Source organism: Lysobacter alkalisoli, assembly GCF_006547045.1.
GTDB lineage: Bacteria > Pseudomonadota > Gammaproteobacteria > Xanthomonadales > Xanthomonadaceae > Marilutibacter > Marilutibacter alkalisoli.
Window position 1 is genome coordinate 2,274,973 of sequence record NZ_CP041242.1, and the last position, 24,106, is coordinate 2,299,078.

Sequence of the window (24,106 nt, forward strand, 5' to 3'; positions counted from 1 at the left end):
CTTTTTTGCTTTCGGGGCCTGCTCAGCTGGACACCTTCGAACAGAAAGCCTCAAAATCACCCGCTGCCGTCGCCAGCGCTGATTGGATGCGGCTCATCGGCATGGCCAGTCGATACCTCTTTTGAACACCAGCCCCCCGGTAATCGGTTTCAGCTAGGACGCCTGACCTGAGAAGGGCAGGCAAAACCGAATCAAAGAATACCGGGGCCTCCACCCCCAACTTTACCCGCAGAGTCTGCTCATTATGTTGAGTCGCACGCATAAATGCACGCATGGCACGTGAAACTATCTCAAGCTCTGGATCGGGCGATGCCTTTCCAGATTTCTCACCTGCCGCATCACCAATGCCAGAAAACCCTGCCTTACGAAGCGCGTCATCTATACCCGCCGGGTCATAGACCGTCGACTCGCCGTCTGGAAGCACAACACACGCAATATCGCACTCACTCAACGATGTTTCGAAGACGCGGCTATTTGCGAATTCTATCCGTTCAAACGTGCAGTGCTCGAAAGCCACTCTCGAAAGCACCGTTCCATTGAGTGAAGTAGGCCCGAAATAACATTTCAAAAACCTTACCCGCGCAAGCTTCCGATCTACAAGAGACTGTGACGAGAAAGCAAACCCTTCCGCGATTCGCTCCCCACCGTCCGACTCAACCTCGCCGTCCAACACGCGTACAAGCAGGTTGCCCGCATTCTCAGGCACAAACGAGGTAGGAAGCTCGCCGGCGACTACAGAGACGAGGAGGCTGGTCAGCGATTGATGCGAAGTGCCGCCCTTGATGCAAGAGAGAACAGCCTCATCTAAGGCGACACTCGGGATCAATGCCGTACGCAATAGCGAGCGCAGCAACTCAACATCTAGCTTAGCCAATGCCAAGCTGAGGGAGACACCCAAGAAGAACTGTCGAAAATCTTCGTGATCGAATGAGAACCCAGGCCGACCGCCACCGACCTTAACAAGCAAGGCATGATGGGTCAGTCGTTCCCTAACTTGACGAGCTACGCTAGGAGACTTCTTACCTTCCTCACAAAAGAGGTCCGCGACAAAGTCAAGTAGATCACTGCGAAGCACATCCACTCCGGAAACCCACATCTCCTTCGCCACATCCGCGAGCAATCGATGATGCTCTGCCAATGTGAGAAGAGGTCTTTGATCTGCCGTGTCCCTCCACTTCTCTTGCGCCTCGCGCTCGATGATGGCAAGCACGAACGCGTGAAAATAAGCCTGAGGCGTATCGCCAAGCTTAGCCACGAGAATATCGACTTCATTCACATCCTTGGCCACATCAAACAGTCTTCGCACAAGCACAGCACGTGTGATCAGTGGATGCGTCTCGCCGAGCCGCGCGGAAACCGCATCGTATATCTCTGCACCATCCTTGCGACCTCTTCGTGAGGCATACTGTTCAAATTGTTTCCTCGTCCATCGATGCAAAGAAACACGCGAAAACGCCACCGATTGTTCTGAGCCTATTGCATCGAACAGACGGGCCTGCGTGCGAAAGCTCTGGTACTCGAAGAATGCCTTCCGAGCTGCGAACAGCGCCTTACCCTCAGAGCTTAACTGATCAATAAACGACCCCAGTGCGGAAAGCGCATCACCAGACGAGTTCTCGACAATCATCTCTTCGAACCCGTCAAACGCGGGAACGACTACTCCCATCCTGACCAGCTCAACAAAGCTTTCAAAGAACCAAAACGGAAAGCGATAACGTCCCATCAACGCAGCTAGAACAGCCTCATCGAATCGGAGAAATGCCCTACCTCCGAGCGGGATAGGCAAGATAATCCAATCCTGCTTCCCTGATTTGTAACTCTCTGCTGCTGCGCGAGACAGTCGTGAGATAAGAGTGGTCTTTCCCTCGCCCGCGTCAGAAGTGAGGTAGACGATCTGCGTAGTTCCCGGAGTCTGCCGCGCCAGAAGACGCAGACAGAGAACCTCTGCTCCTTGAGGCTCCTCTTCGGAGTCGCCTGTCGTTGAGTCCAACTCAGGAAGATAGGCAGCGTCTGGTTCTACAAAATTATCGGGATCTGGAACAGCTGCTAGGATTCGATCAGCCAAGAGCCGTAACTTGCTAATACGCTTAACTACCCATGCTTGGGCCGGGATAGCCAACTCACCCTCTTCGACATAGAGCACTCCATCAGTCTTCCGAAAACGACCGACGATCGTCTCATCGATGGTTTGGAGAACAAATTCGCCATCCGCACCAACAAAGCTGTTCGGAGAATCCGAGAAACACCCAACAATTCTCTTGAAATCCTTGACGTCCACATTACCCCCACGTCAGACAAGTATAGGAACCGCCCCTGAGGGAAGAGTAGTAGCTCGGCAGATTAAAACTGGGCTTGGTTAGCAGATGTATTAAGCCAGAACCAGTCGACGCGGCCAACCGGAGCCCTGGCCACATATCATCATCCCGAGAAACTAGTGCCACTCCAAAACCGTTCTGGGATGCGTAGATCAGATCAACCACCAGCATTGAGTCGACGACTTTTTGTTCACCACGCTCAAGCACAGCAGCGCCTTTAACCGTACAGCCGTCAGTGCTACATCCACTATCGAAGAAACGAACAAACCCTGCGCATGGACACTCAGCAGGGTTGGCACACCCTCTCCAAGGTGAACGCTTACACCTCAGATTCTTCTGCGCCTCGCGTCTTCGGAAAGTGTTGTCGACTAGTGTTGACGGATCGGCCAGCAGGGAGTTTGCAAGCTCTAGATTGACCAGCAAGGAGGATCCGCTTTCCCTCAAAAAAGTGATGGGCCCCAACGACGCAATCTCCCTTGTGAGTAGCTGCCCATTGCGAGTCATTCGACCCTGCTCATACCATCCGCCATAGAGTCGAACCCTCACTCGACTCGCATCAGCCGTCAACGTGCCGTCACACAACCTTAGGATCTTTCTGCCTACGTATTCAAGCCCATGGCGCGACTCCCCTACTTCGATATTATCGAAGTCAACTAACACTAGAATTTCGCTCACACGTTGCCCCCCATCTTCCCGTGTCAGGTTTCACATATTCCTACGATACTCCCCACCCACCTCATACAACGCGTGCGAGATCTGCTCCGGGCTGTGGGTCTTCACGGCCTCCATGAGCGATTCAAACACATTCTGGCGTTCGCGGGCGGTGGATTGTAGGTAGGCGAGCCGGGGGCAAACCCATCCCCACCCCGGCCCTCCCCTTGAAGGGGAGGGAGAAGAGCGGCGTTGCGCAGCTACCGGAAGTTGGCACCGTTGTCGATCTGCTGGCCCTTCTCGCCTTCTGTGCTGCGGATCAGTTCGATCTCGGTGACGACGTCGCCGGCGTGCTTCTTGGGCAGGTAGGTGTTGGCGCCGATCAGGGGCAGGCTGCCGTCGTGCTTTTTTTGCATTCGGAGTACCTCTCCTGCTGACTGAACCTCACAACCAGGACTCAGGGGCAGTGCTGCGTTCTTGAGTTGAGCATTGCACCATTCGGGCAGCGGCGCCGAAGCTCGTCCCTCAACGCCTTACTTCGCGCACTCGCTGCCTGCATGCGCTGCTGCCAGACAGCATTTAGTGCCTTGACCTCATCCCCCGCGTCGGTGAGGGACATGCTCTTGGCGCGTATTCTGAGTTCGTCCACGGCACGCTGGTAATCGGCTTGCAAGCGCCGCTCCTCATCGTGCACGGCCATGATCTGCTGATGAAGCGCAGCCAAGTCACTTGCCGGGGCGGCAGGCGCAACGGCGGGTCCCGGGCGTCCGGCAGTTGAAGGCGCGGCCCGGTGGGGCGGCGTGTCAGGCGCACCGTCGCAGGCGGTGTCCTGATACACCGTGTTTCTGCCCGAGGAACATTTGTAGACCTGGCCCACTCCGACATTCGGAACCGCCATCGCGATGGCGAGAACAGCCAGCAGCCGCCCAATTGAACCGTGTGTTCGCATTCCCTGCTTTCCCCCTGTCTAGTTTTCTATGCAGAAGCTGCCAGCGCGAGGCGCATAGCCACTGCAGCCACACCTTACATATTCCGCCGATACTCCCCACCCACGTCATACAGCGCATGGCTGATCTGCCCCAGGCTGTGGGTCTTGACGGCCTCCATCAGCGATTCAAACACATTCCGGCGCTCGCGGGCGGTGTTCTGGAGGTAGGTTAGGCCTGAGTTGCCCTCACCCTGCCCTCTCCCGCTGGCGGGAGAGGGTTCCAAACCGTTGCGGAGCTGCTGGAAGTTGGCGACGTTGTCGATCTGCTGGCCTTTCTCGCCTTCCGTGCTGCGGATCAGTTCGATCTCGGTGACGATGTCGCCGGCGTGCTCCTTGGGCAGGTAGGTGTTGACGCCGATCAGGGGCAGGCTGCCGTCGTGCTTCTTGTGCTCGTAGTAGAGGCTTTCTTCCTGGATCTTGCCGCGCTGGTACATGGTGTCCATGGCGCCGAGGACGCCGCCGCGCTCGCTGATGGCTTCGAACTCCTTGTAGACGGCCTCTTCAACGATGTCGGTGAGCTTGTCGACGATGAAGCTGCCCTGCCAGGGGTTCTCGCAGAAGTTCAGCCCCAGCTCCTTGTTGATGATCATCTGGATGGCGACGGCGCGGCGCACGCTCTCTTCGGTCGGCGTGGTGATGGCCTCGTCGTAGGCGTTGGTGTGCAGGCTGTTGCAGTTATCGAACAGGGCGTACAGGGCCTGCAGGGTGGTGCGGATGTCGTTGAACTGGATTTCCTGCGCGTGCAGGGAGCGGCCGCTGGTCTGGATGTGGTACTTCATCATCTGGCTGCGGCTGCTTGCGCCGTAGCGCTCGCGCATGGCGCGGGCCCAGATGCGGCGGGCGACGCGGCCGATGACGGTGTACTCCGGGTCCATGCCGTTGGAGAAGAAGAACGACAGGTTGGGCGCGAAGTCGTCGATCTTCATGCCGCGCGCGAGGTAGTACTCGACGATGGTGAAGCCGTTGGACAGGGTGAAGGCGAGCTGGCTGATCGGGTTCGCGCCGGCTTCGGCGATGTGGTAGCCGGAGATCGACACCGAGTAGAAGTTGCGCACGCCCTTGTCGACGAAGTACTGCTGGATGTCGCCCATCATGCGCAGGGCGAACTCGGTGCTGAAGATGCAGGTGTTCTGGGCCTGGTCTTCCTTGAGGATGTCGGCCTGCACGGTGCCGCGCACGGTCTTGAGGGTGTCGGCCTTGATGCGGGCGTAGGTTTCGGCATCGACGACCTGGTCGCCGGTAACGCCGAGCAGGCCGAGGCCGAGGCCGTCATTCGTTTCGGGCAGGGTGCCGCTGTATTCGGGGCGTCTCTTGCCCTCGAACAGCTTTTCGATGGTGTCGTGGGCGGCGTCCCAGCGTGACTGGTCCTCGCGCAGGTATTTCTCGACCTGCTGGTCGATGGCGGTGTTCATGAACATCGCCAGGATCATCGGCGCGGGGCCGTTGATGGTCATCGACACGCTGGTGGTCGGCGCGCACAGGTCGAAGCCGGAGTACAGCTTCTTCATGTCGTCGAGTGTGGCGATGTTGACGCCGGAGTTGCCGATCTTGCCGAAGATGTCCGGGCGCGGCGCCGGGTCCTCGCCATAGAGGGTGACCGAGTCGAACGCGGTGGACAGGCGCGCGGCGGGCTGGCCGACGGACAGGTAATGGAAGCGGCGGTTGGTGCGCTCGGGCGTGCCCTCGCCGGCGAACATGCGGATCGGGTCCTCGCCGCTGCGGCGGTACGGGTAGACGCCGCCGGTGTACGGGTAGGCACCAGGCAGGTTTTCCTTCTGCAGGAACACCAGCAGCTCGCCCCATGACTTGTAGGTGGGCGCGGCGATCTTCGGGATCTGCTGGTGGCTGAGCGATTCGCGGTAGTTCTCGACGCGGATGGTCTTGTCGCGGACCTGGTACTCGTTGACCTCGTCGGTGATCGACTTGAGGCGGGCTGGCCATTCGCGCAGCAGTTTGAGGGCTTCGGAGGAGAGCGACTGGATGGCGTCGTTGTAGCGTTGGCGCAGGGTCAGCAGGGTCTTGTCTGCTTTCGCTCCCTCTCCCGCTTGCGGGAGAGGGCTGGGGTGAGGGGCTTTTCCGCCAGAGGCGCCCTCATCCGCCCTTCGGGCACGTTGATTCACCACATCCTTGTGGCTCACCCTCCGGGCGACTTCGTCGTCCAAATCGGCAATCCATGCCGATTTGTCTCCCGCATGCGGGAGAAGGGATTCTGCGTCGTAAAGATCCAGGGCCTTTGGCAGCTTGTCGTCCTCGAGCGATTCAAGCGCCTGCCAGCAGCTCTGCGCGCGGTCGGCGATCTCGGCCTCGGTCTCGATCTGCGTGTTGATCGCCCTGCCCTGTTCGGCGATCTCGGCGAGGTAGCGCGCGCGGTTGCCGGGAATCAGGACGGTCGCGCGCGGTTCTTTCAGCGAGGTGTCGATGTTCGGGGTGAAGTCGCAGCGGGGAGAAAAAATGGGGTCAGAGTCATTTTTCGACTCTTTGCCCGCCTCCCCTTTGCCTTCTGCCTTCGAAAAATGACTCTGACCCCATTTTTCCTTCAGCAGGCGGCACAGGTTGGCGAACATCCAGCTGATGCCGGGGTCGTTGAACTGGCTGGCGATGGTCGGGTAGACCGGCACGTCCTCGTCCTTCATCGAGAACGCGACGCGGTTGCGCTTCCACTGCTTGCGCACGTCGCGCAGCGCATCTTCCGCGCCACGCTTGTCGAACTTGTTGAGCACGACGAGTTCGGCGAAGTCGAGCATGTCGATCTTCTCGAGCTGGCTCGGGGCGCCGAAGTCGCTGGTCATCACGTACATCGGGAAGTCGACCAGGTCGACGATCTCCGAGTCGCTCTGGCCGATGCCGGCGGTCTCGACGATGACCAGGTCGTAGCCCAGGCCCTTGAGGAAGGCGATGGAATCCTGCAGCACCGCGTTGGTGGCGGCGTGTTGCCGGCGGGTCGCCATCGAGCGCATGTAGACGCGCCTGGAGCGCAGCGAGTTCATGCGGATGCGGTCGCCGAGCAGCGCGCCGCCGGTGCGGCGACGGGTCGGGTCGACCGATACCACCGCGATGCGCATTTCCGGGAAGCTGGCGAGGAATCGGTTGAGCAGTTCATCGGTCACCGAGGACTTGCCGGCGCCGCCGGTTCCGGTGATGCCGACGACCGGAGTGGACCGGCGCGACTCGGACGCCTGCGGCTGGGCCCAGGCTTTGCGCAACATGGCCATCTCCGCATCGGAGAAGTGGCCGTCCTCGATCGCGCTGAGCATGCGTCCGATCGCGATCTCGTCGTCGATGTCCGGCAGCGGATGCTGGTCGAGATCATCCGGCATGCCGTTGGTCTGGCGGGACTGGTCGGCGCGACGCACGACATCCTCGATCATCGCCACCAGGCCCATGTGCATGCCGTCGTTGGGATGGTAGATGCGCTCCACGCCGTAGCTCTGCAGCTCGCGGATCTCCTCCGGCGTGATGGTGCCGCCACCGCCGCCGAACACGCGGATATGGCCGGCACCGCGCTCGGCGAGCATGTCGACCATGTACTTGAAGTATTCGACGTGGCCGCCCTGGTAGGACGACAGCGCGATGCCGTCGGCATCTTCCTGCAGCGCGGCGCGGACGACGTCCTCGACCGAGCGGTTATGGCCGAGATGGATCACTTCCGCGCCCTGCCCCTGGATCAGCCGGCGCATGATGTTGATCGCGGCGTCATGGCCGTCGAACAGGCTCGCGGCGGTGACAAAGCGCAGCGGTGTGGCGTCGGTTTCGGCCTGGGGAAGTTGACTGGCGGGAGTGCTCATGGATGCGACTCGATACGGTTGAGGCAATTCTGGAATTGTAGCGTGGCAGCCTGACGGAGCCTGGCTTTCATACCACTTCAATACCAGCTGTTGCCGCATGCCATACCACTTGGCGGGAAACGGAAACGCCCTCCAATTCATGCGGCGACGCAACATCGAAGATACGTAGCCGTATCCAACTAATGGATTAGACTAGCGCCCCTGCGGCGGCCCCAACTGCGCGCCGTGCAGAAGCCGGATCGGGTATGGCGATATCAACCAACCCGGTTCAACTCCCCAAAAAGAAAATACTGTCGGCGCCAATGCACCGTGCTTCACATCCAGTGCATTGGGCCTCGTCGACACGGAGCACCCGATGATTTTCGAAACCCTCGAAAGCTACGGCCACGAGCAGGTCGTGTTTTGTCACAACCAGGACGCAGGCCTGAAGGCGATAATCGCGATCCACAACACCGTGCTTGGCCCGTCGCTGGGCGGCCTGCGCATGTGGCCGTACAAGACCGAGCAGGATGCGCTCAACGACGTGCTCCGCCTGTCGCGCGGCATGACCTACAAGAACGCGGTGGCCGGCCTGAACATCGGCGGCGGCAAGGCGGTGATCATCGGCGATCCGGCCAAGGACAAGTCCGAGGCGCTGTTCCGCGCGTTCGGCAAGTGCGTCGATTCGCTGGGTGGCCGCTACATCACCGCCGAGGACGTCGGCATCGACGTCAACGACATGGAGTACGTGTACCGCGAGACCGAGTACGTCACCGGCGTGCACCAGGTCCACGGCGGTTCGGGCGATCCGTCGCCGTTCACCGCCTACGGCACCCTGCAGGGCCTGATGGCGGCTCTGAACAAGCGCTTCGGCGACGAGGAAGTCGGCAAGTACAGCTTTGCCGTGCAGGGCCTGGGCCACGTCGGCATGGAGTTCGTGAAGCTGCTCAAGGAGCGCGGCGCGAAGATCTTCGTCACCGACATCAACCAGGGTCTGGTCGACAAGGCGGTGAGCGAGTACGGCGCCGAGGCGGTGGGTCTGGATGAGATCTACGACGTCAACGCCGATGTCTATTCGCCGTGCGCGCTGGGCGGCACCGTCAACGAGCAGACCCTGCCGCGCCTGAAGGCGAAGGTGATCTGCGGCGCGGCCAACAACCAGCTGGCCAACAACGCGATCGGCGACGAAGTGTCCAAGCGCGGCATCCTGTACGCGCCGGACTACGCGGTCAACGCAGGCGGCGTGATGAACGTGTCGCTGGAGATCGACGGCTACAACCGCGAGCGCGCAATGCGCATGATGCGGACGATCTACCACAACCTCGGCCGTATCTTCGAGATCGCCGAGCGCGACGGCATCCCGACCTACCTGGCCGCCGACCGCATGGCCGAGGAGCGGATCGAGACCATCGGCAAGCTCAAGCTGCCGATGGGCCGCACCGCGCCGCGCTTCCATGGGCGGATCCGCGGCGGCGGGCATTGATCTGGACTGAGTCCAGATCAATCCCAAGGTTTGCGCAAGCAAACCTTGGGCCCCGCTGGAGTACATCCAGATCCCCCGCCGCTGTCGCGGCCGCCCCCCTTTACTAAAAGGGGGGCTCCACCAGCCGCCAGGCAATGGCGGTGTCCCCACTTCCAGGTAGGAGCCATGCGTCCATTCCCGTTGGGTGAAGAAATCGACGCGCTTCGCGATGCGGTCCGCCGCTTCGCCGAGGCGGAGATCGCGCCGCGTGCAGAAGCCATCGACCACGAAAACGCCTTCCCGCAGGAGCTGTGGCCGAAGCTGGGCGAGATGGGCCTGCTTGGCATGACCGTGCCGGGCGAGTTCGGCGGCAGCGAGATGGGCTTCCTCGCCCACCTGGTGGCGATGGAGGAAGTCTCGCGTGCATCCGGCTCGGTCGGCCTGAGCTATGGCGCGCATTCCAATTTGTGCGTCAGCAACCTGTACGCCAACGGCAACCAAGCGCAGCGCGCGAAGTACCTGCCCAAGCTGTGCAGCGGCGAATGGAAGGGCGCGCTGGCGATGAGCGAACCGGGCGCGGGCTCGGACGTGGTCGGCTCGATGGGTTGTCGCGCCGAGCTGCGTGACGGCGTGTGGATCGCCAACGGCAACAAGATGTGGATCACCAACGGCCCCGAGGCCGATGTGCTGATCGTCTACATGCGCACCGCCAGCAGGGACGCGGGCAGCCAGTGCATGACCGCCTTCATCGTCGAGAAGGGCATGAAGGGTTTTTCCACCGCGCAGAAGCTCGACAAGCTCGGCATGCGCGGCTCCAACACCTGCGAGCTGGTGTTCGAGGACTGCGAGATCCCGACCGAGAACGTGCTTGGAGAGGTCAACCAGGGCGTCAGGGTGCTGATGAGCGGCCTCAACACCGAGCGGCTGGTGCTGACCGGCGGCCCGATCGGCCTGATGCAGGCCGCGCTCGACATCGCCCTGCCCTACGTGCGCGAGCGCCGCCAGTTCGATGCGCCGATCGGCACCTTCGGCCTGATGCAGGGCAAGATCGCCGACATGTACACCGCGCTGCAGTCGTCTCGTGCCTTCGCATACCAGGTCGCGCGCGACTACGACGCCGGCAGCAAGAGCCGCATCGACGCCGCCAGCTGCCTGCTGCACGCCTCCGAGGCGGCGGTGCAGGTCGCACTGGAGGCCATCCAGACGCTCGGCGGTAACGGCTACATCAACGAGTTCGCGACCGGCCGCATCCTGCGCGACGCCAAGCTCTACGCCATCGGCGCCGGCACCAACGAGATCCGCCGCATGCTGATCGGACGGGAGCTGTTCGTCGGCAACAGCTGAGGACGACACCCCGCCGCGCCAGGTACCGCTTAACCCCGTAGCCCGGGTAAGCGAAGCGCACCCGGGGCCGAGTCGGAGCCCCCGGATGCGCTCCGCTTATCCGGGCTACAGGCTATTGCACCCGAAGAGTGGTTCCAGTAGCCCGATCAACAGCCCCTGAGTCAGGGGGCGATTCGCGCCGCAGGTGCGAATGGGGGTGTGGAAGCGCACGGCGGGGCCCAAGGTTTGCGCAGCAAACTTTGGGGATACCCGGGCACAGCCCGGGTAGCCACTCAGAATGCCTTGTTCCAGCCAACCCACGCGGTATTCAGGGTCTCGCCGAACTCGCGACGCGTATCGAGGTTGAGGCTGAAACGGCCCCAGCCCGGAAGCTCGCTGCCCAATCCGAACCCGAACACACCCACGTCGCGGTCGAGGCCGCGTCCCGCGATCGGCGACCACACGTCGATACCGGTGAAGCGCGCATCGATATCGGTACCCGACTGCGACAGCGTGCGCTGCCACTCGATACGACCGGTCAGGTCGAAGCGCGTCGCACCGCTATGCCACTCGCGACCGAAACGCAGGCCTGCGAGAGCCTGGCTCGCACGCAGGGTCGAATCCTCGGCGCTCAGGCCGAACCCTGCCGCACCCGGCTCGTCGAAACCGTCGCGGCGCATCCGCAACGACTGCAGGCCGAGGTACGGGGTGATGACCGAACCGTCGGCATCGAATCGATAGCCTGCCTGCAGACCGAGGGTGTCGTAACGGCTGGCATAGTCGCTGTCGACGCCGAATGCCTGGCCGCCAAGCAGGACCTGGCGCTGCATGCGCCGGTCCATCCGCCCGCTGGTGTAGCGGCCGAACACATAGGCATCGTTGTGCTGCCACTGTGCGTACAGCTGGCCTTCGACCTGGCGGTTGCGTTCGCGGTCGCCGCGGGCGGAGCTCCAGGCCACCCCATCGAGCTCGCTGAACGCAGCACCGACGGTGAACGCTCCGAAGCGGTGATCCTGGCCCAGCACCCAGCCGCTGGCATCCACGTCCAGTCGCGACATCGCGCGCTTGCCGCTCACCGCATCGGCCCAGATGCCGCCACCGACCTGACCGTGGGCCGAATCCAGGCGCGATTCCAATGCATGACGACCGCCGTCGATGGCCATCATCGCCAGCGCGGTGTCGGCGGTGTGCAACTCGCCGGACAGGCTCTCCAGCGTGGACAGCGCCGCGGCTTCGGTCGGGGTGCGCTGGAATGCGCCGGCCATCGCGCGGAAGTTGCCGTCGATGACGACATTGCCGCCGTTGTCCGGGTTGCCGGCTTCATCCAGGCCCTGGAATGCCTGCTCCATGCGCACCGCCGCCGAGGCCGAAGCGGCGGTCACCCCCGCCAACCCCATTGCGGTCGCACTGACGTCGAGGCGGGCGATGTTGAGCCAGGCGGTGGTCGGGTCGTAGCTCAGGGTCGCTTCCAGGAACACGCCATCGGCCCAGGTCAGTTCGTCGAACTGGCCCGACAGCCCGCCCTGCGCGATCAGGATGTTCTCGCGCTGGCTGGTGGTGTAGCCGTCGGCGACACCCAGCACGTGCGCCTCGCCGCCATTGAGCGTGGCCGTGCCGGTCACCCGCAGCGGCGCGCCGACTTCGAACGCGAAGCGGGCCGATGACGACTGCGTGTAATTGCCGCTGACCTGGTGCGTGCGCGTGGAGAGGGTGGTCACCGTGCCATTGTTGGTCAGGTTGCCGTTCACGCCGCGGACCAGTTCGAGGTTGCCGCCGGAAGACACCGTGGCCGCACCCGGCACCGAGAACGAGGACCGCAGCGTGCCGTTCCGCACCTGGGTCGTTCCCTGGTACGCGTTCCGGCCGGTCAGGCGCAGGGTGCCGCTGCCGCGCTTGATGATGCCGCCGGCACCGGTGATGTCGTTGCTCCAGGTCGATGTGCCGGAGAAGGTGGCGGTCACGTTGCCCCAGTCCAGCCGGCCCGGGCCCCTGATCGCCTTGGCCACGTTCAACATGCCGTGGCCGAACACGTCGTCCACGCCCGGATCGCCCAGGTCGGTCGCCGTGCCCAGCAGGGTCTGCCGCACCAGGTCGTTGTTGAAGTACGGGAACGCCTCCCACACCAGCGCGGCCGCACCCGACACCAGCGGTGCCGCCAGCGAGGTGCCCGACCACGACCAGTAGCTGGGGTCGTTGGGCGCATCGTCGGTACCGGTCACCACCACCGTGCCCGGCGCGACCATGCAGTAGTTCATGGCGATGCCGCAGGCATTGGAGTAGCTGGCCAGTTGGGTCGGGTCGTCCTTGTCCAGCGCGGCCACCGCGATCCAGCCACGCTCCAGGTCGGCCGCCGGCAGGCTGCCGTTCGGCCCCGGTTGGCTGGGCAGCGCCGCCATGTCGGAGGGGTCGGCGAAACCCGAGTTGCCGGTGGCGAACACCACCAGGCCGTCGTTGCTGAGGATGAAGGGGCGGTATTCCTGGGCAATCGCGTCGGTCGCGTTCGGGTTGTTCCAGTACAGCCCGCCCCAGGAGTTGTTCATGATCCGCACGCCGCGGTTGATCAGGTCCTGGTGGATCGGCGCCAGGCCGAGCGGGCCGTCGACTTCGTTGCCTCCACCGGAGCCGTCATCCTCGGGCGGCTCGTCGGAGATGATCCGCGCCGATACGATTTCCGCCCCCGGGGCGATGCCGCCCGGCCAGGCGCCAAACGCGGTACCGGCCGCGGCCTGCGCCACAGCGGTGCCGTGGCCGACCTTGTCGTCGACCGACAGGTCGTTGCCGTTGGAGCTGATATAGACCAGGTTGCTGACCACCCGCGGCGACAGCGCCGGGTGGTCCCGGTTGACACCGCTGTCGACGATGCCGATGCGATAGCCCGCGCCGGTAAGGCCGGCGGCATGGGCCTGGTCGGCACCGGTCAGTGCGATGTGCTGGCTGTAAGCCGGATTGGGATCGAGTACGACCGGCGGCGGCGGCGCGGTGGGCGGCGGATCGACCGGGCGGACGTTGCTGGAGCCACCACCGCCACAGGCAGCCAGGCTCAACGTGATCGCGAGGGCCAGGGCGCCACGGCGCAGCCCACGGGCGTTTGTGATTTCAAGGTTCTTCATGATGGTCTCTTGTCGCCCTCAGGGGCATCCGTAAGTGATGGTCACGCCTTCCCGGGCATCGGGCCGCCATGGCAGGCGGCAAAGGCTCTGTCTGTTTACAACGACCAGCAGCGCGATCGCCCTACGCCACCGCGATGGCTTCCACGCGAACCGCGTCCGGCCATCGAATCAGTTTTAATCCACTGTCAGCCCACAGTCCAGTAAACCGTTGCCGATATTGCCGTTTGAGCGCGGAATGTCACGGGATCGACATCCCGCCGGGAAGCATTCAGATTCCACCCGCCCCGGTCTCCATTGGACCCTTGGACGTTTGCCGCACCGTGGCGCGGAGCCCATAATTGTTGGACTCGGCCCCCACCGCATCCCGGATCGGGCCGCCCGTCCACGCAGGAGTTCCCCCATGAGCGACGTCGTCATCGTCGGTGCCAAGCGTACTGGCATCGGTTCCTTCCTCGGTCAGTTCACAGGCGTTCCAACCCCCGCCCTGGGCACCGCCGCCATCGGTGGCGCACTGGAGCAGGCCGGTGTTGCCGCCGACCAGGTCGACGAGGTCATCATGGGCTGCGTGCTGCCGGCCGGCCTCGGCCAGGCGCCGGCGCGCCAGGCCGCCCTCGGCGCAGGCCTGCCCACCTCGGCCGGCTGCACCACCATCAACAAGGTCTGCGGCTCGGGCATGAAGGCGGTGATGCTGGGCCACGACCTGATCAAGGCCGGTTCCGCCAGCGTTGTCGTCGCCGGTGGCATGGAGTCGATGACCAACGCCCCGCATCTACTCAACGGCTCGCGCACCGGCGTCCGCTACGGCAGTGCCGAGATGCTCGACCATATGTCCTGGGACGGCCTGACCAATCCCTACGATGGCAAGGCGATGGGCGTGTTCGGCGACGCCACCTGCGCCGAGTACGGTCTGGACCGCGAGGCGGTCGACGCCTACTCCGCCGAAAGCGCGAACCGCGCCCGCAAGGCCCAGGCCGATGGCGTGTTCAAGGACGAGATCGTCCCGGTCACGGTCAAGACCCGCAAGGGCGAGGTCGTGGTCGACAGCGACGAGGAGCCGGGCAAGATCGACACTGCGCGTATCCCGACCCTGCGCGCGGCGTTTGGCAAGGACGGCGTGCTGACTGCCGCCTCATCGTCGAAGATCTCCGACGGCGCCGCCGCCACCGTACTGATGAGCGCGGAGGAGGCGAACAAGCGCGGCCTCAAGCCGATCGCGCGCATCGTTGCCCACGCAGGCCACGCGCAGGCGCCGGAGTGGTTCACCACCGCGCCGGTCAAGGCGATCGCCAGCGTGCTCGACAAGGCCGGCTGGAAAGTCGATGACGTCGACGTGTTCGAAGTCAACGAAGCCTTTGCCTGCGTGGCGATGGCGCCGATCAAGGACCTCGGCATCCCGCACGACAAGCTGAACATCCACGGCGGCGCGCTCGCCCTGGGCCACCCGATCGGCGCCAGCGGCGCACGCTTGATCGTCACCCTGCTGAATGCATTGAAGGTGCGCGGTGGCAAGCGCGGCGTGGCCTCGCTATGCATCGGCGGTGGCGAAGCGACCGCGATCGCCGTCGAACTGGCCTGAACGACGTCGATATCCCGCTGCTCTCAGGCGCGACATCGGCCCTGCTTCACGAAAAAGAAACATCCTGACCCTTGACACACGTCATCCGGTTGCCATCATGATATTGGCGCGCGACTGCGCGTTGCCCCATTTCAAATCGACGAGGATTCAAAAACCATGACCATGAACAAGGCGCTGATCGCCCTGGCCCTGGGTTTCGCTCTGACTGCCTGCTCCCAGCAGGAAGCTGCTCAGGAAGCCGCTTCCGACGCCGCCACCGAAACCGCCGAGGCTGCCGAGGCCTATGCCGACGCTGCTGAAGCCGGCGCCGAGGCTGCTTCCGACGCCGCCCAGCTGGCTGCCGACGAGGCCGCCGCAGCTGCTGACGCCGCAGCCACCTCTGCCGACGCAGCCTTCGACGCTGCTGCCGAGGCTGCTGACGAGGCCGAGGAGGCCATCGAAGAAGCTGTCGAGGAAGACAAGCAGTAATCGTCTGGCGATCGGTTCGGCCTTCCCGGTCGGATCGATCGCGCTGCAGACACGGAAAGCCGCCGGTTGCACCGGCGGCTTTTTACATGTAGGAACGGCAATGGCAATGGCCTTTACATCCGCCGCTGCCATCCACTGACAGGCAGCCAGGTTATGCCCGGCTTCCCCACCAGAACCGAACTGGAGACCCCATGAACACCAAACTGCACGTTGCCCTCATCATGTCCATGCTGGCCCTGGCGGCGTGCCAGGGCGAGAACTCCACCGCCCAGAACGCTGCGGCCGAAGCCGAAGCTGCGGCCGAGCGAGCCGCCGAAATGGCTACCGAAGCCACCGAGGCTGCCGGCGAAGCGATCGACCATGCCGCCGACGCCATCGAGGAAGGCGCCAGCGACGCTGGCGATGCGATGTCGGACGCTGCCGACAAAGCGCAGGCCGAAGCCGCCGATGCTGCTTCCAGCCTCGCCGACAAGGCCCAGGACATCGCTGACAAGGCCAAGGAAACTGCCGAAAAGGCCCAGGACGCTGTCGAGGACAAGTAAGCATCCTCTGCCATGCTCCTTTGAAAAGACCCGCTTCGGCGGGTCTTTTCTTGTCCGCGCGTCTGCCGACCCGGATGCGCGCGGCGAGCAGGTTATGCGGAGAACTCGACATGCTTCATGCGGTGGGCATACCGGCTTGATGACAACCAGCGCTGGCCGCTCCGCGGGCTTTGTGGTTTGATGCCGCGTTTCCAGGAAGCCATTGGTCCGATGTCCGCGATCACCTCACAACTCGACCCTCGCTCGCAGGATTTCCAGGACAACGTGGCCTGGCATCGCGCACTGGTCGGCGAACTGGATGCACGTCTGGCACGTGCCGCCGACGGCGGCGGCGACAAGGCCCGCGCCCGGCATACCGAACGTGGCAAGCTGCTGGTGCGCGACCGCATCACCGCCCTGCTCGACTCCGGCTCGCCTTTCCTCGAGATCGCACCGCTCGCGGCCGAAGAGATGTACGACGGCGCCGCTCCTGCCGCCGGCATGGTCTGCGGCATCGGCCGGGTGATGGGACAGGAAGTGGTGATCGTCGCCAACGATGCCACCGTCAAGGGCGGCACCTATTTCCCGATCACGGTGAAGAAGCACCTGCGCGCACAGGAGATCGCACGCGAGAACAACCTGCCCTGCGTTTACCTGGTCGATTCCGGCGGCGCGTTCCTGCCGCTGCAGGACGAGGTGTTCCCCGACCGGGAGCACTTCGGCCGCATCTTCTACAACCAGGCCCGGCTGAGCGCGCAGAACATCCCGCAGATCGCGGTGGTGATGGGCAGCTGCACCGCGGGCGGCGCCTACGTGCCAGCGATGTGCGACGAGTCGGTGATCGTCAAGGAACAGGGCACGATCTTCCTCGGCGGTCCGCCGCTGGTGAAGGCCGCAACCGGCGAGGTTGTCGATGCCGAGGCGCTCGGCGGCGCCGATGTGCACACCAGCGTGTCGGGCGTAGCCGACCACTTTGCCGAGGACGACCGCCACGCGCTGCAGATCGCGCGCGACATCGTCGGTACGTTCAACCGCCGCAAGACCCTGCCGGTCGCGGTGCAGCCCTCGCGCGAGCCTCTGTATCCGGCCGAGGAGCTGTACGGGATCGTGCCGAAGGACACCCGTCGCCCGTTCGACATCCGCGAGGTGATCGCACGCGTCGTCGACGGCAGCGAACTGCAGGAGTTCAAGGCGCGCTACGGCAAGACCCTGGTCACCGGCTTCGCCCATATCCACGGCTACCCGGTCGGCATCGTCGCCAACAACGGCATCCTGTTCGCCGAGTCGGCACTCAAGGGCGCGCACTTCATCGAGCTGTGTAACCAGCGCGGCATCCCGCTGGTGTTCCTGCAGAACATCACCGGCTTCATGGTCGGCAGGAAATACGAGAACGCCGGCATCGCCAAGGACGGGGCCAAGATGGTCACCGCGGTGGCGTGCTCGCACGTGCCCAAGTTCACCGTGGTGATCGGTGGCAGCTTCGGCGCCGGCAACTATGCGATGTGCGGCCGTGCCTACGGGGCCCGCTTCCTGTGGATGTGGCCGAACGCACGGATCAGCGTGATGGGCGGCGAGCAGGCCGCGAGCGTACTGGCGACGGTGCGGCGCGATGGCATCGAGGCGCGTGGCGGCGAATGGACTGCGGAGGAGGAAGAAACCTTCAAGGCCCCGATCCGCGAGCAGTACGAGACCCAGGGCAGCCCGTGGTACGCCACCGCGCGGCTGTGGGACGACGGCATCATCGACCCGGCCGATACCCGTCGCGTGCTCGGTCTAGGTCTATCGGCCAGCCTGAACGCGCCGATCGAAGGCCCTCCGCGCTTCGGCGTGTTCCGGATGTGATCACTGCAACTCTGATCACGCTTCGCGCCGTATGTCGGAAAACTGCCGATTGTTGAGAACAACTGCACGAAAGCAGTAAAAACCTCGTGCTAGCCTCGAAAAATCCGGCCTTTTCCCCTATTCGGCCGGACCAGCCCCGTCAGAGGAACGCACCATGGCAATTTTCGGCACCCCGACCGCTTCCCAGAAATCCGACTCCCCTACCCCGCCGCAGGCTCCGCCGCGCACTGAAGAAAAACGCCCCGAGCCGGTGGCATTCAGCACGCCCACCACAAGCAGCAGCCCGGCCCCGGTCGCGCGCACTTCGACCAGCGAAAGCAAGGAATCGGTGATCGCCTCCGACCTCACCATCGAAGGCAAGATCGAGGGCTCCGGCCATGTCCGCCTGGCGGGCAAGTTCAAAGGCGATGTCAACGTGCAGGGCGACCTGACCATCGAGGTCGGCGCCAGGCTCAACGGTGGCGTCAAGGCGCGCAAGGTGATCATCGCCGGCGAGCTGGAAGGCAATGTGGATTCGGCCGAGCGTGTCGAGCTGCTCGACAGCGGCATGATGATCGGCGACATCAAGGCCGGCACCGTGACCATCGCGGCCGGTTCGAAGATGCGCGGCCAGGTCGAGTTCGGCTGGAGCAAGGACGGCGGCAAGCCGGGCAGTTCCAACGGCAAGGGCGCCGGGGAGAATGGCACCAGCTCATGAGTGTGCCCCGCCCAGGCACGCCTGGCGCGACGCGGACCTGCCCGCACTGCAAGACCACGATTCTCGAAAGCGCGAACGTCTGCCCCTCGTGCCAGCACCACCTGCGCTTCGACGCCGATGCGGTGGCGTCGAAGGCGCAGCGCACGGTGCCGCTGCGGGTAGAAGGCACGATCCGCCCGCAGCCGGCCGACGGCGCGCTCGAGTACACGATGGTGGTGACGATCCGCAACGAACGCGGCGAGGAAATCGATCGCCAGGTGATCGGCGTCGGCGCCCTCTATCCGGGTGAGGAACGCAGTTTCACGCTCGCGGTGGAGGCGTTCGAGGTCAAGGGCTATCGCGCCGGCAAGGGGCGCAGCCGGCACTAGTCGTCCGGGGCCGGCATGAATCGCCGGGATCCGGGAGCCCATGACCCGGATTCCGGTCTGCGTCCGCATGGCGGGGCTTGCAAGCCCCGCTCTCGAAGTCTCGATATGGCCCGGCGCAAGTGGCCTGAGCCGTAGACCCGGAACCGCCTGCTCAACCCGCCGCGGTAACAACGCGTGCGTTGCGCGCGTTCCAGCCAAAGCCGGCCAGCAGCACCAGCAGCACCACGATCTGGACCACGACACCCTGCAGGGTCGGGTAGACGCCGAGCAGCTCGATTCGTGGCATCGACAGCAGCGAGACCGGCAACCAGCCGGCTTCCTGCAATGCCGCAACGCCCTTGCCGGCCAGCACCACCGCGAGCACAGCGAGCAGCACCGAACTGGCCGCGAAGAACTTCCCGAACGGCAGGCGCCGGCTGTAGCGCAGCATCGCCCATGCGATCGCCGCCAGCGCGACAACGGCCGTCGCCGCGCCGGCCAGTACCGCGGCATGATTGCCCTGGCTCCAGAGCGCAGCATAGAACAGCACCGTCTCGAACGCCTCGCGATACACGATCAGGAACGCGAGCAGGAACAGGAACCAGGCCGAGCCGCGCGACAACGCACCGGACAGTTTCTCGCGGATGTAGCGCTGCCAGGCATCGGCCTGGCTCTTGCCGTGCATCCAGATACCGACCGACACCAGCACCGCTGCCGCGATCAATGCGGCGATGCCTTCGGTGACCTCGCGGCTGCTGCCGCTGATCTCGACCAGACGGGTCGCCACCAGCCAGGTCGCGCCACCGGCGATCAGCGCCCCGACCCAGCCGGCGTGCACGTATGGCATCGCATCGGTGCGCTCGGCCTTGCGCAGGAACGCGATCATCGCGATCACCAGCAACAAGGCTTCCAGGCCCTCGCGCAGCAGGATGGTCAGCGCGCCGACGAATGCGGCTCCGGCACTGCCCCGGGTCTGGTCGTTGATCACCATCCGGGTCCGGTCCAGCAACGCGGACAGCTGCTCCGCCTGGGCCTCGACCTCCGCCTGCGGTGCCAGCGCTCCAATGCTCGAACGCAGCTGCTGCATGGCGCCCTCGACCTCCACCAGCAGGCCGGAGTCACGGATCGCCAGCAGCGGTTCGATCGGCTCGAAACCGTCCAGGTAGGCCGACAGCACCTTGTCGCGCGCACGTTTGTAATCGCCGTCGGCGTAAGCTTCGACGCCTTCGCGCAGGCGCGTCTTGGCCAGGTCCAGCAGGCCGTCATTGCCACCGCCCACGGATGCTGCGACCGCTCCGGGCTGACGGCGCAGCCAGGCATTCAGCGCATCGGCATCGGCTTCTTCCAGGCCTGCGATGTCCACCGGCAACACCTGCACCAGCGCGTCCAGGTCCGGCAGTGCGGCACGAACGTCGGCGCGCTGCTCCCACAATGCCCGGCCACGCCCGGCCTGGTCTTCCGGAAACGCGAACTGGCCGATATGGAAGGCCAGCGCCCAACGATCATGTTCCGACAGCTGCGGATACCCGGCCATCGCGGTGCCATCCAGGCCGTTCTCGATCACCTGCTGCAGTGCGAACACGCTGCGCTGGCGCGCGCGTTCCACATCGGTGAAGTCGATCGGCGCCGGCTCGAGCGCGACCCCGGCCGGGCCGTCGCCGGCCCCCTGGGCGCCATGGCAGCTGGCGCAGTGGTCGCGGTACAGGGCCGCAGCCCCGCCGAGGTCGGGCACCTGTCGCGGGCCACGCGGCACCGGGTAGACCTGCAGCAATGCTTCGGCCAGTCCGCGCGCCTGGCGGCCCACGTCCGCCGCCGATGCTTTATCGTCGATCGCCGCCTGCAGCAGCCCGGCCTGCGCGATCAGACCGGTCCGGCCCGACGCTTCCGGCAGCTGCGCCAGCCGCTCGCTGACCGATGCGGAAAACTCCTGCATCTCGTCGTACTCGAGCTCGCTGACCACGACCCCGTCCTGCACCGCCTCGGGATAGTCGACCGCGATGTAGTCGAGCAGTTGCCACACCTGCTGCGCCTGGGGATTGGCCGAGGCAATGAATGCCGTCAGCAGCAGCAAGGCAAGCGACAGGCGACGGAGGGCGTGCATGGAGAATCCTTCGGCGAGGAAATGGCGGGGAACGGCAATTCGCCATTCTATGCCAAATGCGAATAGATCGCATTCTCTCTTTTTGGCCGTACAGCGACGAATTGCGCCCCCCGGCTATCATGTGCGGTCGCCCTGAACAGGAGTGCTGAGTGAGCGAACCGATGCAATTGCTGCGCGATGGTCCCGTCGCGCGCCTGCGGCTGAACCGCCCGGCCCTGCACAACGCCTTCGACGCGGCCCTGATCGCGGCCCTGACCGCCGAATTGGGGGCCCTGGGCGCGGATGCAGGGGTACGCGTCGTCGTGCTTGAGGGCGAAGGCCCCTCGTTCTCGGCCGGTGCCGACCTGAACTGGATGCGCGGCATGGCCGCCGCCAGCGAGGCCGAGAACCGCGAGGACTCGCTTGCCCTCGCCCGCCTGATGCGGACCCTCGACGAACTGCCCAAGCCGACCATCGCCCGTGTCCACGGCGCGGCCTTTGGAGGCGGTGTCGGCCTGGTCGCCTGCTGCGACATCGCGATCGGTGCCCGCGAGGCGAAGTTCGGCCTGACCGAAAGCAAGCTCGGCCTGCTGCCGGCGGTGATCTCGCCCTACGTGATCGCGGCAATAGGCGCGCGCCAGGCGCGGCGATGGTTCGCCAGCGCCGAAATCTTCGATGCCGACGAGGCCTGCCGGATCGGCCTGCTGCATCAGGTCGCGGAGGCCGATGCGCTGGACGCAGCCGTGCAGCGGCAGATCGACCTGCTGCTCAAGGCCGGCCCGATCGCGTCGTCTTCGGCCAAGGTCCTGGTCCGCCAGGTCACCGCCCACACCGATCGCGACCGCCACGACACCGACAACGCCGCCCTGATCGCCCGATTGCGGGTGTCGGAAGAGGGGCAGGAAGGGCTGAGCGCATTCCTCGACAAGCGCAAGCCGAAATGGGCCGAGGGCTAAAGACCATGTTCGACAAGATCCTGATCGCCAATCGTGGCGAGATCGCCTGCCGGGTCATCCGCAGTTGCCGCAAGCTCGGCGTCCGCACCGTGGCGGTGTATTCCGAAGCCGACGCCGATGCACAGCACGTGCGCCAGGCCGACGAGGCGTACCTGCTCGGCGGTCCGCGACCGGCCGACAGCTACCTGCGTGGCGAGGCGATCATCGAGGTCGCGAAGAAAGCCGGCGCGCAGGCGATCCACCCCGGCTATGGCTTCCTGAGCGAGAACGCGGAGTTCGCCGAGGCGGTCGAGGCTGCGGGGCTGGTGTTCATCGGCCCGAAGGCAGCGTCGATGAGGAAGATGGGCAGCAAGGCCGGTGCCAAGCAGCTGATGCAGGCCGCGGGCGTGCCGGTGGTACCGGGCTACACCGACGAGGACCAGTCGCCGGATGTGCTGCAGGCCGAGGCCGACCGCATCGGCTACCCGCTGATGATCAAGGCCGCCCACGGCGGCGGCGGCAAGGGCATGCGCATCGTGCGTTCGACGGACGAGTTCATCGCCAATCTCGAAAGCTGCCAGCGCGAGGCGAAGAACGCCTTCGGACGCGACCGGGTGCTGCTGGAGCGCTACGTCGAGAAGCCGCGCCACATCGAGATCCAGGTGTTCGGCGACGGCCTTGGTGACGTCATCCACCTCAACGAGCGCGAATGTTCGGCCCAGCGCCGCTACCAGAAGGTGCTGGAGGAATCGCCCTCGCCCTTCCTGCCCCCCTCGCTGCGGCAGGCGATGGGCGAGGCTGCGGTAGAGGCCGCGCGCGCGATCGATTACGTCAACGCCGGCACGGTCGAGTTCATCGTCGACCAGGGTGGCAACTTCTACTTCATGGAAATCAACACCCGCCTGCAGGTCGAACATCCGGTCACCGAGATGGTCACCGGGCTCGACCTGGTCGAGTGGCAACTGCGCATCGCCGCCGGCCAACCGTTGCCGCTGGCGCAGGACGACATCCGCCAGCACGGCCACGCGATCGAGGTCCGGCTGTATGCGGAGGATCCGGAAGCCGGCTTCCTGCCCGGCTCGGGCACGCTGGAGCGGCTGCGGTTGCCCGCGCCGGACGCGCATGTGCGAATCGATGCCGGCGTGGTCGAAGGCGACACCGTCACCATCTTCTACGACCCGATGATCGCCAAGCTGATCGTGTTCGATGCCGATCGTCCGCGCGCCCTGGCCCGCCTGCGCGAGGCGCTCGCGTATTGCGCGATCGAGGGGCCGAAGTCGAACATCGCCTTCCTCGAACGGCTGGTGCGGCACCCGGCGGTGACCGGCGGCAGCATCGACACCGGCTATCTCGACCGTCACCTCGACGAGTTCGTTGCCGCGGACGACGACATCCCGACCGACCTGCTGCTGGGCGCGACCATCGCCACCCTGCTCGGGCAGGAGCGCCGGACCCGCGAAGCCGCCCTTGCCTCGGCCGACCCCCATTCACCGTGGGCGATCGCCGACGGCTGGCGGCTCGGCCACGGCAGCCGCCGCAGCCTGGCCTTCCTGTACCGCGGCGAGCGGATCGAACTGCACGCCCAGGGCAGCGGCGGCCACTACCGGATCGAGCATGCCGGCACCCATCACGACATTGCCGGCGCGCGGCTGGCCGATGGCCGGCTCGGCTTCCGGATCGATCAACGCGGCCTGCGCATGTCCGTGGATGACGACGGCCGCAACCTGGTCGTCCACGACGGGGAACGTCGCCTGCAACTCCAGCCGATCGCCATGTACCGGCCCGAACTGGCCGGCGACACTGGCGGTGCCGATGCCCTGCTCGCGCCGATGCCGGGGCGGGTGGTAGTGGTGAAAATCCGCGAAGGCGATAAGGTGGAGGCAGGACAGGAACTGGTGGTGATCGAAGCGATGAAGATGGAACTCAGCCTGAAGTCCCCCCGCGAAGGCGTGGTCGCACGCATCCACGCCAGCGACGGCGATTTCGTCGAGGCCGATGCGGTGCTGGTGGCGTTGGAAGCATGACCG

The 24,106-nt window shown here is 64.7% G+C and carries 14 protein-coding genes and 1 pseudogene; 10 read left to right on the forward strand and 5 right to left on the reverse strand.

What is annotated here, in order from left to right:
• Positions 1-22: 22 nt before the first annotated feature.
• The 3 genes and pseudogenes from FKV23_RS09930 to FKV23_RS09940 form a co-directional block, all read right to left on the reverse strand.
• Complete coding sequence (locus FKV23_RS09930; protein ID WP_141623704.1) at positions 23-2,278, reverse strand: NACHT domain-containing protein; 2,256 nt, start codon at positions 2,276-2,278, stop codon at positions 23-25.
• A gap of 742 nt (positions 2,279-3,020) precedes the next feature.
• Positions 3,021-3,376: pseudogene (locus FKV23_RS17820) on the reverse strand (hypothetical protein); the annotation flags it as partial.
• Between the two features lie 613 nt (positions 3,377-3,989).
• Complete coding sequence (locus tag FKV23_RS09940) at positions 3,990-7,739, reverse strand: methylmalonyl-CoA mutase family protein (protein WP_141623705.1); 3,750 nt, start codon at positions 7,737-7,739, stop codon at positions 3,990-3,992.
• A 355-nt stretch (positions 7,740-8,094) separates the two neighbouring features.
• On the opposite strand from FKV23_RS09940, the gene FKV23_RS09945 reads away from it, so the two are divergent.
• Together FKV23_RS09945 and FKV23_RS09950 are read left to right on the forward strand one after the other, a co-directional pair.
• Entirely contained in the window at positions 8,095-9,201 is a 1,107-nt protein-coding gene (locus FKV23_RS09945) for a Glu/Leu/Phe/Val dehydrogenase dimerization domain-containing protein (protein ID WP_141623706.1), read from the forward strand.
• 165 nt (positions 9,202-9,366) lie between these two features.
• Positions 9,367-10,524: an isovaleryl-CoA dehydrogenase gene (locus FKV23_RS09950; protein ID WP_141623707.1), complete on the forward strand. Its 1,158-nt coding sequence runs from the start codon at positions 9,367-9,369 to the stop codon at positions 10,522-10,524.
• A 272-nt stretch (positions 10,525-10,796) separates the two neighbouring features.
• Here FKV23_RS09950 and FKV23_RS09955 read toward each other — a convergent pair whose 3' ends face one another.
• Positions 10,797-13,613 carry a S8 family serine peptidase gene (locus FKV23_RS09955; RefSeq protein ID WP_141623708.1) on the reverse strand — a complete coding sequence of 939 codons (2,817 nt, stop codon included), beginning with the start codon at positions 13,611-13,613 and terminating at the stop codon, positions 10,797-10,799.
• 400 nt (positions 13,614-14,013) lie between these two features.
• Between FKV23_RS09955 and FKV23_RS09960 the strand changes: the two genes are divergently transcribed.
• The 6 genes from FKV23_RS09960 to FKV23_RS09985 all read left to right on the forward strand — a co-directional run bounded on the left by FKV23_RS09960 (position 14,014) and on the right by FKV23_RS09985 (position 19,085).
• On the forward strand, positions 14,014-15,189 hold the full coding sequence (locus tag FKV23_RS09960; protein WP_141623709.1) for a thiolase family protein: 1,176 nt from the start codon (positions 14,014-14,016) through the stop codon (positions 15,187-15,189).
• Positions 15,190-15,345: 156 nt separating this feature from the next.
• Positions 15,346-15,657: a hypothetical protein gene (locus tag FKV23_RS09965; RefSeq protein WP_141623710.1), complete on the forward strand. Its 312-nt coding sequence runs from the start codon at positions 15,346-15,348 to the stop codon at positions 15,655-15,657.
• A 191-nt stretch (positions 15,658-15,848) separates the two neighbouring features.
• Positions 15,849-16,199 (forward strand): hypothetical protein, encoded by a 351-nt coding sequence (locus FKV23_RS09970; protein ID WP_141623711.1) that lies wholly within the window; start codon positions 15,849-15,851, stop codon positions 16,197-16,199.
• 210 nt (positions 16,200-16,409) lie between these two features.
• Positions 16,410-18,020: a carboxyl transferase domain-containing protein gene (locus tag FKV23_RS09975; RefSeq protein WP_141623712.1), complete on the forward strand. Its 1,611-nt coding sequence runs from the start codon at positions 16,410-16,412 to the stop codon at positions 18,018-18,020.
• Positions 18,021-18,174: 154 nt separating this feature from the next.
• The gene (locus FKV23_RS09980) at positions 18,175-18,717 is read left to right on the forward strand and encodes a bactofilin family protein (RefSeq protein ID WP_141623713.1); all 543 of its coding nucleotides are present in this window, start codon (positions 18,175-18,177) and stop codon (positions 18,715-18,717) included.
• Positions 18,714-19,085 carry a hypothetical protein gene (locus tag FKV23_RS09985; RefSeq protein ID WP_141623714.1) on the forward strand — a complete coding sequence of 124 codons (372 nt, stop codon included), beginning with the start codon at positions 18,714-18,716 and terminating at the stop codon, positions 19,083-19,085. Before FKV23_RS09980 ends, FKV23_RS09985 begins: the two co-directional genes overlap by 4 nt.
• Positions 19,086-19,236: 151 nt before the next feature.
• Here the strand turns inward: FKV23_RS09985 and FKV23_RS09990 are convergent, their stop codons facing one another.
• The gene (locus tag FKV23_RS09990; protein ID WP_141623715.1) at positions 19,237-21,165 is read right to left on the reverse strand and encodes an FTR1 family protein; all 1,929 of its coding nucleotides are present in this window, start codon (positions 21,163-21,165) and stop codon (positions 19,237-19,239) included.
• Positions 21,166-21,326: 161 nt separating this feature from the next.
• Between FKV23_RS09990 and FKV23_RS09995 the strand changes: the two genes are divergently transcribed.
• Complete coding sequence (locus tag FKV23_RS09995; protein ID WP_141625153.1) at positions 21,327-22,100, forward strand: enoyl-CoA hydratase-related protein; 774 nt, start codon at positions 21,327-21,329, stop codon at positions 22,098-22,100.
• A gap of 5 nt (positions 22,101-22,105) precedes the next feature.
• Positions 22,106-24,103, forward strand: coding sequence for an acetyl/propionyl/methylcrotonyl-CoA carboxylase subunit alpha (locus tag FKV23_RS10000; RefSeq protein ID WP_141623716.1), 1,998 nt, complete (start codon positions 22,106-22,108; stop codon positions 24,101-24,103).
• Positions 24,104-24,106: the final 3 nt, after the last annotated feature.

What these genes read in the sequence shown, in the direction of transcription:
- FKV23_RS09940 (WP_141623705.1), bottom strand. Translation starts at nt 7,739, where the DNA reads ATGAGCACTCCCGCCAGTCAACTTCCCCAGGCCGAAACCGACGCCACA.
- FKV23_RS09945 (WP_141623706.1), top strand. Translation starts at nt 8,095, where the DNA reads ATGATTTTCGAAACCCTCGAAAGCTACGGCCACGAGCAGGTCGTGTTT.
- FKV23_RS09950 (WP_141623707.1), top strand. Translation starts at nt 9,367, where the DNA reads ATGCGTCCATTCCCGTTGGGTGAAGAAATCGACGCGCTTCGCGATGCG.
- FKV23_RS09955 (WP_141623708.1), bottom strand. Translation starts at nt 13,613, where the DNA reads ATGAAGAACCTTGAAATCACAAACGCCCGTGGGCTGCGCCGTGGCGCC.
- FKV23_RS09960 (WP_141623709.1), top strand. Translation starts at nt 14,014, where the DNA reads ATGAGCGACGTCGTCATCGTCGGTGCCAAGCGTACTGGCATCGGTTCC.
- FKV23_RS09965 (WP_141623710.1), top strand. Translation starts at nt 15,346, where the DNA reads ATGACCATGAACAAGGCGCTGATCGCCCTGGCCCTGGGTTTCGCTCTG.
- FKV23_RS09970 (WP_141623711.1), top strand. Translation starts at nt 15,849, where the DNA reads ATGAACACCAAACTGCACGTTGCCCTCATCATGTCCATGCTGGCCCTG.
- FKV23_RS09975 (WP_141623712.1), top strand. Translation starts at nt 16,410, where the DNA reads ATGTCCGCGATCACCTCACAACTCGACCCTCGCTCGCAGGATTTCCAG.
- FKV23_RS09980 (WP_141623713.1), top strand. Translation starts at nt 18,175, where the DNA reads ATGGCAATTTTCGGCACCCCGACCGCTTCCCAGAAATCCGACTCCCCT.
- FKV23_RS09985 (WP_141623714.1), top strand. Translation starts at nt 18,714, where the DNA reads ATGAGTGTGCCCCGCCCAGGCACGCCTGGCGCGACGCGGACCTGCCCG.
- FKV23_RS09990 (WP_141623715.1), bottom strand. Translation starts at nt 21,165, where the DNA reads ATGCACGCCCTCCGTCGCCTGTCGCTTGCCTTGCTGCTGCTGACGGCA.
- FKV23_RS09995 (WP_141625153.1), top strand. Translation starts at nt 21,327, where the DNA reads ATGCAATTGCTGCGCGATGGTCCCGTCGCGCGCCTGCGGCTGAACCGC.
- FKV23_RS10000 (WP_141623716.1), top strand. Translation starts at nt 22,106, where the DNA reads ATGTTCGACAAGATCCTGATCGCCAATCGTGGCGAGATCGCCTGCCGG.